The 15723-nt window shown below is 36.0% G+C and carries 13 protein-coding genes; 9 read left to right on the top strand and 4 right to left on the bottom strand.

Features of this window, described 5'->3' with window-relative positions:
• Window positions 1-260: 260 nt before the first annotated feature.
• The 3 genes from ABH957_RS28885 to ABH957_RS28875 all read left to right on the top strand — a co-directional run bounded on the left by ABH957_RS28885 (window position 261) and on the right by ABH957_RS28875 (window position 3180).
• Complete coding sequence (locus ABH957_RS28885; RefSeq protein ID WP_002010338.1) at window positions 261-515, top strand: YgaB family protein; 255 nt, start codon at window positions 261-263, stop codon at window positions 513-515.
• A 319-nt stretch (window positions 516-834) separates the two neighbouring features.
• Window positions 835-1365 carry a nucleoside tri-diphosphate phosphatase gene (gene ntdP / locus ABH957_RS28880; RefSeq protein WP_000506630.1) on the top strand — a complete coding sequence of 177 codons (531 nt, stop codon included), beginning with the start codon at window positions 835-837 and terminating at the stop codon, window positions 1363-1365.
• A 54-nt stretch (window positions 1366-1419) separates the two neighbouring features.
• Entirely contained in the window at window positions 1420-3180 is a 1761-nt protein-coding gene (locus ABH957_RS28875; protein WP_404512846.1) for an ABC transporter ATP-binding protein, read from the top strand.
• Between the two features lie 13 nt (window positions 3181-3193).
• Here the strand turns inward: ABH957_RS28875 and ABH957_RS28870 are convergent, their stop codons facing one another.
• The 3 genes from ABH957_RS28870 to hemL all read right to left on the bottom strand — a co-directional run bounded on the left by ABH957_RS28870 (window position 3194) and on the right by hemL (window position 10490).
• Window positions 3194-4282: an aromatic acid exporter family protein gene (locus ABH957_RS28870; protein ID WP_002063696.1), complete on the bottom strand. Its 1089-nt coding sequence runs from the start codon at window positions 4280-4282 to the stop codon at window positions 3194-3196.
• A gap of 269 nt (window positions 4283-4551) precedes the next feature.
• The gene (locus tag ABH957_RS28865) at window positions 4552-8988 is read right to left on the bottom strand and encodes a glutamate synthase-related protein (protein ID WP_404458315.1); all 4437 of its coding nucleotides are present in this window, start codon (window positions 8986-8988) and stop codon (window positions 4552-4554) included.
• Window positions 8989-9191: 203 nt separating this feature from the next.
• Complete coding sequence (gene hemL, locus ABH957_RS28860) at window positions 9192-10490, bottom strand: glutamate-1-semialdehyde-2,1-aminomutase (protein ID WP_404512844.1); 1299 nt, start codon at window positions 10488-10490, stop codon at window positions 9192-9194.
• A 127-nt stretch (window positions 10491-10617) separates the two neighbouring features.
• Between hemL and ABH957_RS28855 the strand changes: the two genes are divergently transcribed.
• From ABH957_RS28855 to perR, 6 genes are all read left to right on the top strand, one after another.
• A complete protein-coding gene (locus tag ABH957_RS28855; RefSeq protein WP_404449254.1) occupies window positions 10618-11631 on the top strand; it encodes an ABC transporter ATP-binding protein in 1014 nt (337 codons plus the stop codon).
• Entirely contained in the window at window positions 11624-12415 is a 792-nt protein-coding gene (locus ABH957_RS28850) for an ABC transporter permease (protein ID WP_000521522.1), read from the top strand. The genes ABH957_RS28855 and ABH957_RS28850 overlap by 8 nt, the downstream gene beginning before the upstream one ends.
• Window positions 12416-12419: 4 nt before the next feature.
• Entirely contained in the window at window positions 12420-13205 is a 786-nt protein-coding gene (locus ABH957_RS28845) for an ABC transporter permease (protein ID WP_002091114.1), read from the top strand.
• 72 nt (window positions 13206-13277) lie between these two features.
• The gene (locus tag ABH957_RS28840; RefSeq protein ID WP_002091112.1) at window positions 13278-13682 is read left to right on the top strand and encodes a potassium channel family protein; all 405 of its coding nucleotides are present in this window, start codon (window positions 13278-13280) and stop codon (window positions 13680-13682) included.
• A 44-nt stretch (window positions 13683-13726) separates the two neighbouring features.
• The gene (gene bcp / locus ABH957_RS28835) at window positions 13727-14182 is read left to right on the top strand and encodes a thioredoxin-dependent thiol peroxidase (RefSeq protein ID WP_002010353.1); all 456 of its coding nucleotides are present in this window, start codon (window positions 13727-13729) and stop codon (window positions 14180-14182) included.
• Window positions 14183-14482: 300 nt separating this feature from the next.
• On the top strand, window positions 14483-14911 hold the full coding sequence (perR, locus tag ABH957_RS28830) for a peroxide-responsive transcriptional repressor PerR (protein WP_165762387.1): 429 nt from the start codon (window positions 14483-14485) through the stop codon (window positions 14909-14911).
• Between the two features lie 86 nt (window positions 14912-14997).
• On the opposite strand, the gene ABH957_RS28825 is transcribed toward perR, so the two are convergent.
• Entirely contained in the window at window positions 14998-15354 is a 357-nt protein-coding gene (locus ABH957_RS28825) for a YgzB family protein (protein ID WP_002063699.1), read from the bottom strand.
• Between the last annotated feature and the right edge of the window lie 369 nt (window positions 15355-15723).

The following is a 15723-nucleotide window of genomic DNA, read 5'->3' as shown; positions in this document are numbered from 1 at the left end:
CTTCAAACGAAAAACACCTCCATTGAATTTGCATACTTAGTATGCGAATTCAGGAGGTGTTTTTTTCATGTACCACTATTCGGGTTCACTTCAATTCGAGAGAAGTGTTTTCTTTGTGTGCGTGTCACTGTAATGAAAATAAAGGGAACGACATAACTTCTAATAAGTCAACAAATATAGTCAAAGGAGAAAGAAGTTCACGATTAGAAAATATGTAATAGGAATTATAACTGGCGAATGAATCAAAAAGGGGGTAAGTGATGAACGATTTTGATAAGTTGGTAGGAGAGCAGTTGGAAACGATGGATGAGCTTTTAAAGTTACAATCACATTTAGAGAAGTATCAGCAAATTGAAATGAGTGGAAGGGATACGTGCGATAAAAAAGAATTGCATTTTATCCGTCAAGAAATATACAGAACAGAAATAGCATTAAAACTTTTGCATGAAAAATTTGAACAGCAAACGAATAATGTGATTCAATCTTTTGAAACCGAAAAAATAATTTCAAATTAAGGGTGAGATATGTTGTTGATTTTAGGTGAAAAGTCCTTTCTTAAACAGAGGTGAGGGGGCTTTTCTTTTTGTTATATCTTCGTTTAATCTTCTAAAATACGTATTGCTAATTCATAGGAAATGTTCCTTCGTTAAAAAGGTTAGTGATGTGGTATTCAATAATACAAACTTCATTATATTCCTCATGAAAACAAGTATCCTATCGCTTTAGTTTTAAAATTTTGACAAAAAAGTTATAATAGAAAAAAAGTGAATGCAGTTCAAGGGGTAGTTAAGACAACTTAAGAAAAGCATTTGCGGTTGAAAGAAGGGAGCATATATGGGATTTCCCAAAGAAGGAGAAAAGGTACAAATACATAGTTATAAACATAATGGCTCCATTCATAGAATGTGGGAAGAGACAACAATTTTAAAAGGGACGCAGAGTCTTGTGATCGGAGCAAATGATCGTACAGTAGTTACGGAATCAGATGGTCGAACATGGGTTACTCGCGAACCTGCGATTTGTTACTTCCATGCTAATTATTGGTTTAATGTAATTGGAATGCTGAGAGAAGAAGGCGTATATTATTATTGTAATTTAAGTTCTCCTTTTGCATATGACTCTGAAGCATTAAAGTATATTGATTACGACTTAGACATTAAAGTGTACCCAGATATGACATATACACTTTTGGATGAAGATGAGTATGAAAAGCATAGTCAAATCATGCAGTATCCACCTGTTATTGATACAATTTTAAAACGAAATGTAGCACATTTAACACAGTGGATTCATCAAAGAAAAGGTCCATTCGCACCGGATTTCGTAGATATGTGGTACGAAAGATATTTAATGTACAGAAATTAAAACAAACCTGCAGGGAATTTCCCGGCAGGTTTGTCCTATTAGAGGGGGGATTATGTGCAAGGTATAAAAAGATATTTACAATTTGTTAAACCATATCGATGGCTTATTGCTATTACAATTATTATTGGTCTTGTGAAGTTCGGTATCCCGCTTATTATGCCATGGTTATTAAAGTATATTATTGATGATGTTATTCAAGGCACGGGATCGCTTCAAGAAAAAACGTCTCAATTAATAACCGCAATTGGGATTGCTTTTTTTATTTTTGCAGTAGTAAGACCGCCGATAGAATATTATCGTCAATATTTCGCGCAGCGCATTGCCAATACAATACTATACGATTTACGAAAATACATTTTTGGGCACTTGCAAAAATTGAGCTTACGTTATTATTCGAACACAAAAACAGGGGAGCTTATTTCACGTGTAATCCATGATGTAGAACAAACGAAGGACTTTGTAATTACTGGTCTTATGAATGTCTGGTTAGATACTGCAACAATTGTTATTGCCATTATCGTTATGTTTTCTATGAATATAAAATTAACCTTTGTTGCTTTATTAATCTTACCTATTTATGTAGTTGCAGTGAAATATTTTTTCGGGCGCCTTCGAAAATTGACGAAAGAGCGCTCGCAAGCGTTAGCAACTATGCAAGGGTATTTACATGAACGTATTCAAGGGATGCAAGTGACACGTAGTTTTGCATTAGAAGAGTATGAAAGAGGACAGTTTGAAAAGAGAAACAATGAATTTTTAACGAAAGCACTAACTCATACGAGTTGGACGGCGAGAACGTTTTCGGTAGTGAATACGTTAACGGATTTAGGGCCGTTACTTGTTATTGGTTTTGCGGCATATGAGGTAATTCAAGGGTCGTTAACACTGGGTACGATGGTTGCTTTTGTTGGATATATGGATAGTTTATATAGTCCGCTTCGTCGCCTTGTTAATTCATCTACAACATTAACACAGTCTTTCGCTTCGATGGATCGAGTGTTTGAATTGTTGGATGAAAAATACGATATTGTTAATGTGCCAAATGCGGTGCAAGCGAAAAGGCTAGATGGGGAAGTTATATTTGATAATGTTTCTTTTTGTTATAATGCGGATGAAAAAGAAATATTGCATAATCTGTCATTAACTATGCGCCCGGGAGAGAAGGTTGCGCTTGTAGGGGCAAGTGGAGGAGGAAAGTCATCTCTTGCTAGTTTAATTCCGCGTTTTTACGATGTTTCTGAAGGTGCAGTTTATATAGACGGGATAGATGTAAGAAAGTATAATATGAGAAATTTACGTAGTCATATTGGAATTGTGCTACAAGATAATTTATTATTTAGCGATACAATCGGGGCTAATATTTTATATGGCAATCCGAAAGCTACAGAGGCGGAAGTGATTTCAGCTGCCAAAGCTGCACAAATTCATAATTTTATTACAGAGTTGCCAGAGGGCTATGATACTGTCGTTGGGGAACGTGGTGTGAAATTATCTGGTGGACAAAGACAGCGTGTAGCAATCGCACGGGTTTTTCTAAAGAATCCGTCTTTACTTATATTAGATGAAGCAACTTCCGCTTTAGATTTAGAAAATGAACGATATATTCAAGAGGCACTGCAAACGTTAGCTGCAGATCGGACAACAATTATTATTGCACATCGATTAGCGACGATTACGCATGTTGATACAATTATTTATGTTGAAGATGGTGAAATAAAAGAAAAGGGTTCTCATGAAGAGTTAATGAAAAAGAGGGGATTTTATTACAATCTATATCAACTTCAGCATATAACAGAAACAGCTCCTTTAGCGTAAAAGGAGCTGTTTTTTATTCGTCTTCTTTTTTATCTTCGATTTGGAGTTCGCTTTCTGGTTTATGGTATGTGTAGAAGCTATCCACAAGTAAATCTAAATGCTCTACTTCCTCACTGTAGTTAATAATTGAAGAAATAAGAGGGAAGAGGTGTAACCATATTTTATATGCTTCCTCATCGTCCTTATTTTGATAATCCATAAAGATATCAATCAATTCTTGTTTACCTGTTTCAACTTCATCAAGCATCTCAACGGATTGTTGTTTCTTTGCTTTACCAATAAATTTTAATAACACTTGTTCGTGATAATGCGTTAATGAATCAAGTTCGTTTTGAATAGATTCCTGAAACTCTTCTGGCATATAGCGCAGTTCATTTTCGGTGCGATGTAATGATTTTAACGTGCTTAAAGCGCGGCTTGTTGTCGCTAACATTTGTCTGAATAAAACGAGCTTACGAATTTTCGCGAATTGTATTTTTTTCGTATAGCTTCTTTCTTCTTTATACAGCAAATAGTAATGATTTAGTTTAATCATTTTTTCTTTCATGCGATCAATATCGGTTTTTAGCGTTGTAAAATCAGAAGCTTGCCTACTGTTCATACGAATCCATTTAACAATTTCCTCTGTATTATCAACGATGCGATGGTAAAGTTTTGTTTCATATTTTGGCGGCATAAATACTAAATTTACAAGAGAAGCCGCAATAATTCCAATCATAATCGTCGCGAATCGAAGTAAGGCAAAATTAAAGAAATCTTCGCCTTGATACTCCATAATGGCGATAACTGTTACTAAAGCGAGTGATATTGTTTTTTCTAAGCGTAATTGCAAAGTAAGAGCAATTACTAATATACACGTTAATCCAATAATAAAAGGATTATGTCCAAAAGCAGTAGCAAAAACGATAGCGAATACAGCACCAATTACGTTTGCTTGAATTTGCTCAAGAGCAGTTAAATACGAGCGGTATACAGACGGTTGAACAGCAAAGATAGCTGAGATTCCCGCAAATACAGGACTCGGTAATTGAAGTAAAATACAAGCAAATAAAGCTAATGTAATGGCAATACCCGTTTTTAAAATGCGAGCACCAAGTTTCATACCCTTATTGATATCCTTTCTCTTGTCATAATGAATGTACAACATGATACTATACATTCATTACAATATGTTAGCAAGTGATATTTTAGTGACGTTAAAAAGTTTAATAAATAAATTACAATCAATTTATAATTTCTCCAAATTCTCTTTAAACATCTATTCTTTAATAAAAAAACCTGCTGAATTTCAGCAGGTTTCAAATTGTTATTCTAGATTACTATGCGATGCTCGCTTCGTCAATTTTTTTATGAAAATAAATATTGTACATGTCATTCAGTTGAAATAGATGGATCCGCCTGTTCTTTTTTCGGGATAATTTCATAGAAGTGAAGCTGGATATCATCTAATAATGGTGTTAACAAAGCGACTTCTTCATATTGTTCGTGCTCATTTAATACACGAATGTAGTCTAATAATAATTCATTCACATCTTGCAAACCATTTTTACTAATTGGCTGTAATGTTACATTTGCACCTTTAGCAATTCTTCTTTTTAAAGCGTGTTCTGTTAAACCTAAGTTTGGATCATGATGTAAATAAACAACACCACCAGTCATGCCGGCACAAATCCATGGACCAGGATCTCCTAAAACAAGAGCGCGACCATTTGTCATATATTCAAAAGCAAATCCTTTTATATTAGAATATACTCCGATATTTCCTTGTTCTTTTTCGCGGAGTGGTTTTGTAATTCTGCCTCCAATTATCATATCTGCTCCAGAAAGGCGAATGCCAGCACGAGCATCGGCGTTACCTTGCACGTATAATGCACCTTTTTGAGCACCGTATCCAAATCCTTTCCCGACAGAACCGTTATAATATGTTCCATCTGTTCCTTTTGCTTTCGTTATATAAATGCCACCGCCAAATGAAGTTTTTCCAATTCCATCTTGCGCGCCACCATTTACGTGTATAAATAAGTTCTCGCTATTGTACGCGCCTAATCCGTTTCCGGGAACAGATCCGTTTGTATACTTTAATGTAAGTGGTTCAAGATGAGTGTTTTCATATAATTTGCTACGAATACGATAACAGGATTCTAGACCGCCCATTACGCGTTGCTCTACGCCGACGCTTACTAATTCTTTTGACTGGAGAGAATTTGTTGTTTCAAATTGTTTTTCTTGTACAGATGCCGTTATTTTCACAGATAAATCTTCTATCGTTTGTATTAAATTACGTAAGTCTAATAAGTCCTTGCCTCGAGTTTGTTCTAATAAATCCGATCGTCCGATAATATCTTGTAAGTTTGTGTAACCAAGCTGCCCTGTTAAACGTTTCAATTCTGTACCGAAAGTAGTGAATAGGCTTAATAGCCCTGTAACTGCGCTTTCTAATTCACGTGGAACGAAACGGCGCAGTCCATGTTCTTTCGCTTGAGCTTCAGATTCAATTTGTGTTGCAATTCCGACGTGGCACGTATCAAGATGACAACCACGGCAAGTTGTACAGCCAATTGCAATCATTGATAATGTGCCAAATCCGATTCGGTTTGCTCCGAGGAGCATGATTTTTAAGGCGTCATTTACACTTCGAATACCGCCATCTGCCCAAATCTCTACTTTATGTCTCATATTTGCTTCTAGTAACGCATTGTGAGCAGCTTTAACACCAATCTCTACAGGAAGACCTACATGTTGCAATGCGTGAATACGCGCAGCGCCTGTTCCGCCATCAAATCCACTAATGTTAATAAAGTCAGCGCCAGCTTTTGCGATACCGACAGCAATTGTTCCGATGTTAGGAACGACAGGAACTTTTACAGCTACTTTTGCAAGAAGATTAGCCGTTTTAATTTCTGTAATCATTTGAGCCAAGTCTTCAATTGAATAAATATCATGGTTGTTAGAAGGTGAAATTAAATCCGAACCAATTGTAGCATTACGTGCTTCCGCAATTTTGGCAGTCACTTTTGAACCAGGCAAATGTCCACCTTCACCAGGCTTCGCTCCTTGACCTATTTTAATTTCAATTAAATTTGATGAATTTAGTAGTTCAGCGTTTACTCCAAATCGGCCAGATGCAACTTGTTGTCCGCGTGTATGTGGGTACTTACCAATCATATCTTTAATTTCGCCGCCTTCACCGTTCAAACTAATCATATTTAGCTGATCGGCAGCTTCTGCATACGCGCGAAAGGCAATTTCATTTTGAGAACCAAATGACATAGAACTAATAATAAATGGTAAATCATGATTGTGAATGCCGATGGACACTTCTTCAGTCGGAACTACATGCTGTGCTTGTTTTGTTTGAACAAGGTGCCTGATTGCGATGGGAGTGTTTTCTTCTAATTCACTTAACTTGTCGCGGTAATCATCATAAGAGTTTCCTTTTGCAACATCACCAATTGCTTTCCAAATCCGCGGGAATATATGAAATGATTTTCGCATTCTAACTTTTGGATCGTTAAAATCCTCAGCTCGAATTTTTGCATCTTCAGCAAGTGATTCAAGTGAAAAAGCTAAATTATTTGAACCGCAGAAGTTTGTAATTTGTAATATATTTGCGATTTCCTCATGTAATCCAATAGAGGAGAAGAGGCGACCGTAACCGCGTAATTCATGAATTCCAATCGTTGAAATTACTTTCTCTAGTCCTTTATTAAGTGCGGTATACAAATTAGTAATTGGTACTTTTGTTTCATCATTTACCGTTGCGAACAATAAATATGGATTAATACCATCTGCCCCTAATCCGTATAGCGTGACGATATCGTGTAAGGAGCGAAGGGCACCGGAACGTATAACGAGAGAGCATTTCCGGCGTAATTTATTTTTAGTTAATGCTTGATGTACTTTGGCAGTAACTAAATGTGGGTCAATCCATAACAGTTCATTTTGATGAGATTTAGCATCATCTAATAATAGTAGGGAAGCACCATTTTTAACGGCTGCTATCGCTTCGGAACTAATTCGATTTAATGCGATTTGTAGAGTTTCTGATGGACTAAATGTAACAGAAATTGTAGAGACAGAGCTATGAGTAATGAATAGCTGTATAAGTTGTTCGTACGTAATCGTGTGTAAGTCTGCCGCGATAGATTGAGCTAAATTCCCTTCTAAAATAATGGGTGAAAGCATCTCGATTACAAATGGTTGTTTAGAGTTATCTAATAAACCCGGACGCTCTCCGAGTACAGTACGTGTGGAGAAGTGTTCAACTTCTCGATCGCGATCGATTGCTGGATTTGTAACAACGGCTACACTTTCCTTAATGAAATCAGCAATATTTCGTCTATCTGTATCAAGTGCGGCAAGTGGTGAGTCATGCCCAAGTGAACGAATTGGTTCGACGCCTTTTGTCGCCATTTGTTCAAGGAGCTGAATATGTTCTCGATCCCAGCCGAAAGCGACGTATTGATTCGTTTCAACTTGAACCGAATCACATAATCCCTCAGTTTCTTTCGTTTCAGGGATAGATAAGTTTACATGATAATTGGTAACATCGATTCGTTTCTTAAAACGGTTATATACTTCAATTTGATAATTGTCGTATTCATAGAGAACGAGCTCATCTTGTTGATTCCATTTTAATCCAACTTTTTCTCCAGGAGCGAGTGGTTTCGGCTCTGCTACATATTCAGTTGGTGATACAACTCCAGGTTCAGAAGAGAAAATATAGGAGCTCTCTGTCTCTACTTTCCAAACTGGGCGTAATCCAAGGGAATCGACACTGAAAACAGCTTCATCTTTATAACGTGAAATAATACCAGCTGGACCTTGTGCGAAATGCCCCCAAGCCTCACGTATATAAGTGTATAAGTTTTGTAAGTTTGTTTCGTAAAGCTTTATTTCATTAATAATTGGTGGAAATAATATATCCATTGCTTCAAATAAACTGTAGTTATACTGAACGAGAAGGGTTTCTAAGGTGCGGTTTAAATCTTGGGAATCACTGCCCCCGGCAGTAAGTGGTACATTAATCATTTCAGCTTGATCGCGTAATTTTGCGATCGTGTTAATTTCGCCATTATGTCCGAGAATGCTAAATGGTTGTACACGAAAAAAATTAGATAACGTATTAGTAGAATAGCGATTATGTCCTAGTGTCATAGTTGAAGCGATAAGTGGGTGTTGTAAATCATTGTAATAAGCAACGAGTGTATCGCCAGCACCGAGAACTTTATATACAACATGTTCATGACTTAATGAGGCAACATGAATTGCTTCATTTTCTTCGATTTTTATTGTTACAGAAAATAATGTTTGTTCAATATTTTTAACTTCACTTTCGGCGATAAGGGCAATTTGCCAAAATAAAGGTTCTTCTTGTTTACCAAGAGGACCGAGTGCATCTGAGTTTATTACATCATCATTTTCGAGAACAATTGTAAAGCTTTCATTGTTTAGTTGCGTACGAATGTAATCTTTTAACTCGGCAATGTTTTCTTTTTTGTTTAGAAAAAAATGTCCAACGATAAAGTGGGGATGATCCACAATCGTTGGATTATATCCGCTACTTTTCAGTTTTTCATTCCAAAGTGCTTTTGGCATGTCGATATGAATTCCGATACCATCTCCTTCGCCGTTAATGAAACCAGCTCTATGATTCATTTTGACTAGAGATTGTATACAAAGATCGATGTTTTCTTTTGTAGGAATTCTTCGTTTTTCCATAACGGAAACGATTCCACACGCATCATGTTCTGCATTTTTATAATTCTGAAATAAAGACGGTGTCCATTTATTTTTTTTATTGAGCATCCGTCAATCCCCCCTCTGGAAAATGAATTTTGAATAATCTTACTATTTAAGGCGTGAACTGCCTTGTATACATGGATAGTAAAGATATAAAAGGATATAAAACAGATAATTATGAATAATTATACTATTAATGAGGGATTTATGAAATAGAAAAAAGGAAAAAAGAAAGATGGGCTTTCTTTTTTCCTTTTGTAATGAAGAGATTATTTATTGTTCGCTAGGGTAGAAAATGCTCTGCCAACAGCTTCAATTGTATATTCAATATCTTCTTTTGTATGTTCTGTCGTTAAGAACCATGCTTCATATTTAGAAGGTGCTAAATTAATACCTTCTTGAAGCATCAGCTTGAAGAATCTACCGAACATTTCACCATCTGTACTTTTGGCTGCATCGTAATCTTCAATTGTATTTGTCGTGAAGTATACAGTTAATGCACCCTTTAGACGGTTTACTGTAATATCGATGTTATGTTTTTTAGCTTGATCTAAAATTCCTTTTTCAAGCATTGCGCCAAGTGCATCTAATTTCTCGTATACGCCTTCTTGTTGAAGTACTTCTAGACAGGCAATCCCTGATGCCATAGAAGCAGGGTTCCCAGCCATTGTACCAGCTTGGTATGCAGGGCCGAGCGGTGCAACTTGTTCCATAATTTCTTTCTTACCACCGTAAGCACCAATTGGAAGTCCACCGCCGATAACTTTACCAAGTGCTGTTAAATCTGGGGTTACGCCAAGTAAGTCTTGAGCGCCGCCATACATAAAGCGGAAAGCAGTAATAACTTCATCATAAATTACTAGTGCACCAGCTTCGTGAACGAGTTCATTAACTTTTTCAAGGAAGCCAGGTTTTGGCTCAACAATACCGAAGTTTCCAACGATTGGCTCTACAAGGATAGCTGCTACTTCGTGTCCCCATTTATCTAACGCTTCTTTTAAAGTTTCTACATTATTAAATGGAACAGTAATAACTTCTTGAGCGATACTTTGTGGCACACCAGCTGAATCAGGAATTCCAAGAGTAGAAGGACCAGAGCCAGCTGCTACAAGTACTAAATCGGAATGACCGTGGTAACAACCAGCGAATTTCATAATTTTTGTGCGGCCAGTGTAAGCACGAGCAACACGAATGGTTGTCATAACGGATTCTGTACCAGAGTTCACGAAGCGAACTTTATCTAAAGCGGGCATTGCTTCTTTTAACATTTTTGCGAATTTTACTTCTAGTGCTGTTGGAGTACCGTATAGTACGCCGTTTTCAGCCGCTGTTTTAATTGCTTCTGTTACGTGTGGGTGAGCATGTCCAGTAATAATAGGGCCATACGCTGCTAAATAGTCGATATATTTATTTCCATCTACATCCCAGAAATAAGCACCTTTTCCGCGTTCCATTGCAACAGGAGAACCGCCTCCAACTGCTTTAAAAGAACGGGAAGGACTATTAACACCACCAACGATATGTTCTAAAGCTTCTTTATGTAACGCTTCTGATTTTGTGAAATTCACTACAATTCATCTCCTTACAAAAATCTATGTATTATTCTAACATGTTTTTTGAAAAGACGTATTGTTTGTGATAGAAGGAGCAGTTGGGTAAACTATTCGTTGTGACATTTAGGAAGGGGGTCCGATTATGAAATCGGTAATTGAGGTACAAGGGTTACGTAAAGAGTTTACAGCTTATTCAAGTCGTCCGGGATTAAAGGGTGCATTTCGCGATTTATTAAATCGTAATTATAAAATAGTACCAGCAGTAAATGATGTTTCTTTTACTGTAAAGCAAGGTGAAATGGTTGGTTATATTGGTGAGAATGGTGCTGGTAAATCAACGACGATTAAAATGCTTACAGGGATTTTGACTCCGACATCAGGACAAATTACAGTGAATGGAATGAATCCACACAAACAGAGAGAAGAATTTGTAAGAACAATCGGCGTTGTGTTTGGTCAGCGTTCCCAGCTTTGGTGGGATATTGCTGTACAAGAATCATTTCGTTTATTGAAGAAAGTGTACGGTGTATCAGACGCTCAGTATAAGGAACATATGGAACATGTTATTGAAACGTTAGATATTGGTCCTTTGTTAGATAAACCGGTACGGAAATTATCTCTTGGTCAAAGAATGCGTTGTGAATTGGCAGCGGCGTTAATTCATAATCCGCCGTTATTATTTTTAGATGAGCCAACAATTGGACTAGATGTTCTTGTGAAATTGAAAATACGAGAATTCTTAAAAGAGATGAATGAACGTTATAAAACAACAATTTTATTAACGACACATGATATTACTGATATTGAAGCTTTATGTGAACGTGTCATCATGCTTGATGAAGGGAATATTATGTATGACGGATCTTTAGATGATCTTCGTACGCAGTGGGGAGTAGAGAAGGAAATACATTTTCAGTTTGTTGCCCCGGTTTCATACCAGGAGTTATCAATGGTTATGCCAGATAGTCATGTTGTTTGGTTAAAAGCGAAAGAAGAAAACGCATGGGTTGCAAAAATACCGAATGAAGAAGTTATCATCTCTATGTTGATTTCTAAAGTAGTACAAGCCTTTCAAATTAAAGATTTGAAAATTAACGAAGTGTCTACAGAGGAAATTATTCGTAACATTTATGAAGAAGGTATTATGCATGGGTAAGTATATTGAAATGATTCGGATTCGCTTTTTAATGATGCTTGCTTATCGTACAAATTATTACAGCGGGATTTTAATTTATACGATTAACATTGGTGCGTATTATTTTTTATGGCAAGCAATTTATAGCGGGAAAGAGAATATTGAAAGTTTATCTATTTCACAAATGACTACGTATATTGCGATCGCATGGATGGCACGCGCTTTTTATTTCAATAATATAGATAGAGAAATTGCGATGGAAATTCAAGAAGGGCGTGTGGCGGTAGAGCTAATTCGTCCGTACAACTATTTAGGTATGAAAGTTATGCAAGGGCTTGGAGAAGGGATATTTCGTTTTGCTTTCTTTTCGATTCCGGGCATGGTTATTGTTACGTTATTATTTTCATTACAAATTACAACGAATTTTCAAACGTGGTTATATTTCTTCCTATCTTTAATATTTAGTTTTATCATTAATACACAAATAAATTTAATGACAGGAATGCTTACATTCTTCTTATTTAATAATAGTGGAATTATGTATGCGAAACGTGTTGTTATCGATTTATTTTCTGGTTTATTATTACCGATTAGTTTTTATCCGTTATGGGCCCAAAAAGCAATGGTGTTTTTACCGTTTCAAGCAATTAGTTATATTCCAAGTATGATTTTCTCTGAAGGTATACAAGGAAGTAAGTTATATGAAGCTTTATTATTTCAAGTGATTTGGGCAATTATACTTATTATTCCAATTGTACTGATGTGGAAAACGGCGAGAAAACGTCTAATCGTACAAGGGGGATGACGAGATGATATATATAAAATTATTTTTGCAATATGCAAGTCAATATATAAAAACAAAATTGGAGTATCGTGGCGATTTTATCGTCGGATTACTTTCAGATTTATCACTACAAGCTGTTAATTTAATCTTCATTCTCGTTGTGTTTGGGCACACCCAAGCACTAAAAGGGTGGAGCCGAGAAGAAGTAATCTTTATTTATGGTTTCTTTTTAGTACCGTTTGCCATTTTTTCAGCTTTCTTTAATATATGGGATTTTAATGATCGTTACATTATTAAAGGAGAAATGGATCGTATATTAACGAGACCGATTCATAGTTTGTTTCAAATTATATTAGAAAGAATGGAACTTGAATCTTTAATTGGAGCTATTACGGGGATTATTGTGATGGGTTATGCAGCAATGGAGCTGCAATTATCTTTTTACTGGTATGATTTCTTCTTATTCCTACTTATGGTAGGGGGAGGGGCACTTGTGTACGGCGGGATATTTGTTACGCTTGCAAGTCTTGGCTTTTGGTCGGATGCGAAAAGTTCCATTATGCCGCTTATGTATAACATAGGGAATTATGGACGCTACCCTGTTGATATTTATAACCGTGTTATTGGCTTTGTTTTAACGTTTGTTTTACCGTTTGCATTTGTTGGGGTATATCCAGCAGCATACTTTTTAAGAAAAACAGAGTGGAATAGCTATGCTTTCGCAACGCCAATTGTTGGTGTTATCTGTTTTACTATTGCAATTACCCTCTGGAATCAAGGGGTTAAACGATATCGTGGTGCGGGAAATTAATTATAGAAGCTTGTTCGTTTCTAAGGGATAAATCCGCTATAGTCCTCATACATATAAAATGAGGTGGAGGACATGTTATGGGGATTTATTCTATTAATTGCGGCAATCGCTATTTTGAGAAGTGTCCAATTATTATGGAGTTCATATTCAAATTCCAATCGTTTCTTTTCGCTGTACAATTTAGCTACGTTGTTTTTAATTTATACAACGGTACTGATTGCGTTTGGATTAAGTTATGTTGTGCTAGAGGAAATGGGTTTTGCGGTTTTAAAAGAAGATGGGGATAGGCTAAGTGCTCATTCCTTTCAACTCGTTGAAATATGTTTATATTTTAGCGCGGTTACTTTATTGTCCGTTGGATATGGTGATATAGCTCCGATTGGAATCGGAAGATGGATTGCAATTGGAGAAGCATTAATTGGATATACATTACCGTTTGCTTTTGTGGTAAGGACTGTAATGGACAATGAAAAATAAGGTAGCATTTGTTATAGTAATAGAAAAGAAAAGGAGTGATAACAATGATCACAGTAGGAGAAATAGCACCGGAATTCACATTAGAGGGAAGTACCGGAGAACAAATTCGCTTAGCTGACTTCCGAGGTAAAAATGTAGTTTTATATTTTTACCCGAAAGATATGACTCCAGGGTGTACAACCGAAGCATGTGATTTTCGTGATGCATATGGATTATTCCAAGAGAAGGACACGGTCATCCTTGGCGTAAGTCCTGATTCGGTGAACAGACATATGAAATTCATCGAGAAGCATGAGCTTCCATTTGTACTTTTAGTAGATGAAGATCATAAAGTAGCAGAATTGTACGATGTTTGGAAGTTGAAAAAGAACTTTGGAAAAGAGTACATGGGAATCGAGCGTTCTACATTCCTTATCAATAAAGATGGTGAACTTGTAAAAGAATGGCGTAAAGTGAAAGTGAAAGGACATATTGAGGACGTTCTTTCTTATATAAAATAAATCTATATTAATGTGGAAAAAAATACATATGTAAGGCATGCGTCTATACATATTTTCTTGCGATACATAAAGTGAAAGTGTAGGGCATACCTCCTCAGATGATAGTATTCCAAGTGCGATTATGTCGCACTTTTTTCTATGTAAATGTATAGGAAATACGGGAAGTTACATAAGAATAAGGCTATATACAAAAATAAACCACATACTTATAGTAGAAATATTGACGATTTATAAGAAAAGGAGTACACTCTTTATAAGAATTATAAAATAATAATCCGTATAGAATCGGGGTGCATGACGGTGGTCAAAGAAGAATTAAAAGAAGCGCTAGAAATGCTGAAAAATACGGGTGTACGCATTACTCCACAGCGTCATGCTATTTTAGAGTACCTTGTGGAATCTATGACGCACCCAACAGCGGATGACATTTATAAAGCATTAGAAGGTAAGTTTCCAAATATGAGTGTTGCAACTGTCTATAATAACTTACGTGTGTTTAAAGAAGTTGGACTTGTAAAGGAATTAACTTATGGGGACGCTTCAAGTAGATTTGATTATGTTACAAGTCAACATTATCATGTGATTTGCGAAAAATGTGGTAAGATTGTTGATTTTCCTTATGGAGGTTTGGAACAGCTTGAAGAGGAAGCTGCGAAAACGACAGGATTCATTATTAATAGTCATCGCTTAGAAATTTATGGCGTTTGTCCAGAGTGTCATAAGGCGTAATATATAATAAAGAAAGAGGGTGACGATTAAGTCACCCTCTTTCTTTATTATATAGGGATGAAAAAATACTAAAGTGAAAGTACGTGTTATCCTTTATAGCTTTTTTTATTGTACTTCTCATTAAATTCTTTTCCTTCTAAACTCGGATCCAGTGTTAAAGGTTGGTTGCAATGCATGCATGCGTCGACACGACCAAGCATTTTTGTTGGCTTATCGCAGCTTGGACAAATAATTTGTACAGTCTTAGTAGATAACATACCAATCCAAAAATAAACGACAGTACTAGCGATAACAGCTAAAAAGCCAACCATCATAAATGTTGTCATAATAATAATGTTGTCACGGAAAAAGACTCCTAAGTATGCAATGAAGAGGCCGATAAATACTAAACTTAATGCGAAGGTCCGAATTTTATTGATTTTGTTCGAATATTTAATGCTCATTCTCACCACGCTCCTATAATAATAATATAACATAAAATTTAGAATTTTCACTCGTATGTAAACTTAGTAAAATGATAAGGATATATGATTTTTAAAGCTTTTAACGGGATGTGAAATTTTTTTATAAAAAGTATTGACCCTACATATACTGCATGATATATTAATAAACGTCGCTGATGCAGAAACGCAGTGAACGACAAAAAAGAATTTTGAAAAACTTAGTTGACATCGGGAAACGAAGATGTTAACATAAGAAAGTCGCAATTGAGCGGCAAAGTAGTTCTTTGAAAACTGAACGAAACAAACAACGTGAACGTCAATTTTTATTTTTAGATGCTAGACAAACTAACTTTATTGGAGAGTTTGATC

The sequence above is a fragment of the Bacillus sp. RC242 genome, from assembly GCF_044908245.1.
GTDB lineage: Bacteria > Bacillota > Bacilli > Bacillales > Bacillaceae_G > Bacillus_A > Bacillus_A mycoides.
The sequence above is the reverse complement of the archived record's forward strand: the minus strand, read 5'-3'. Positions and strand labels throughout refer to the sequence as shown.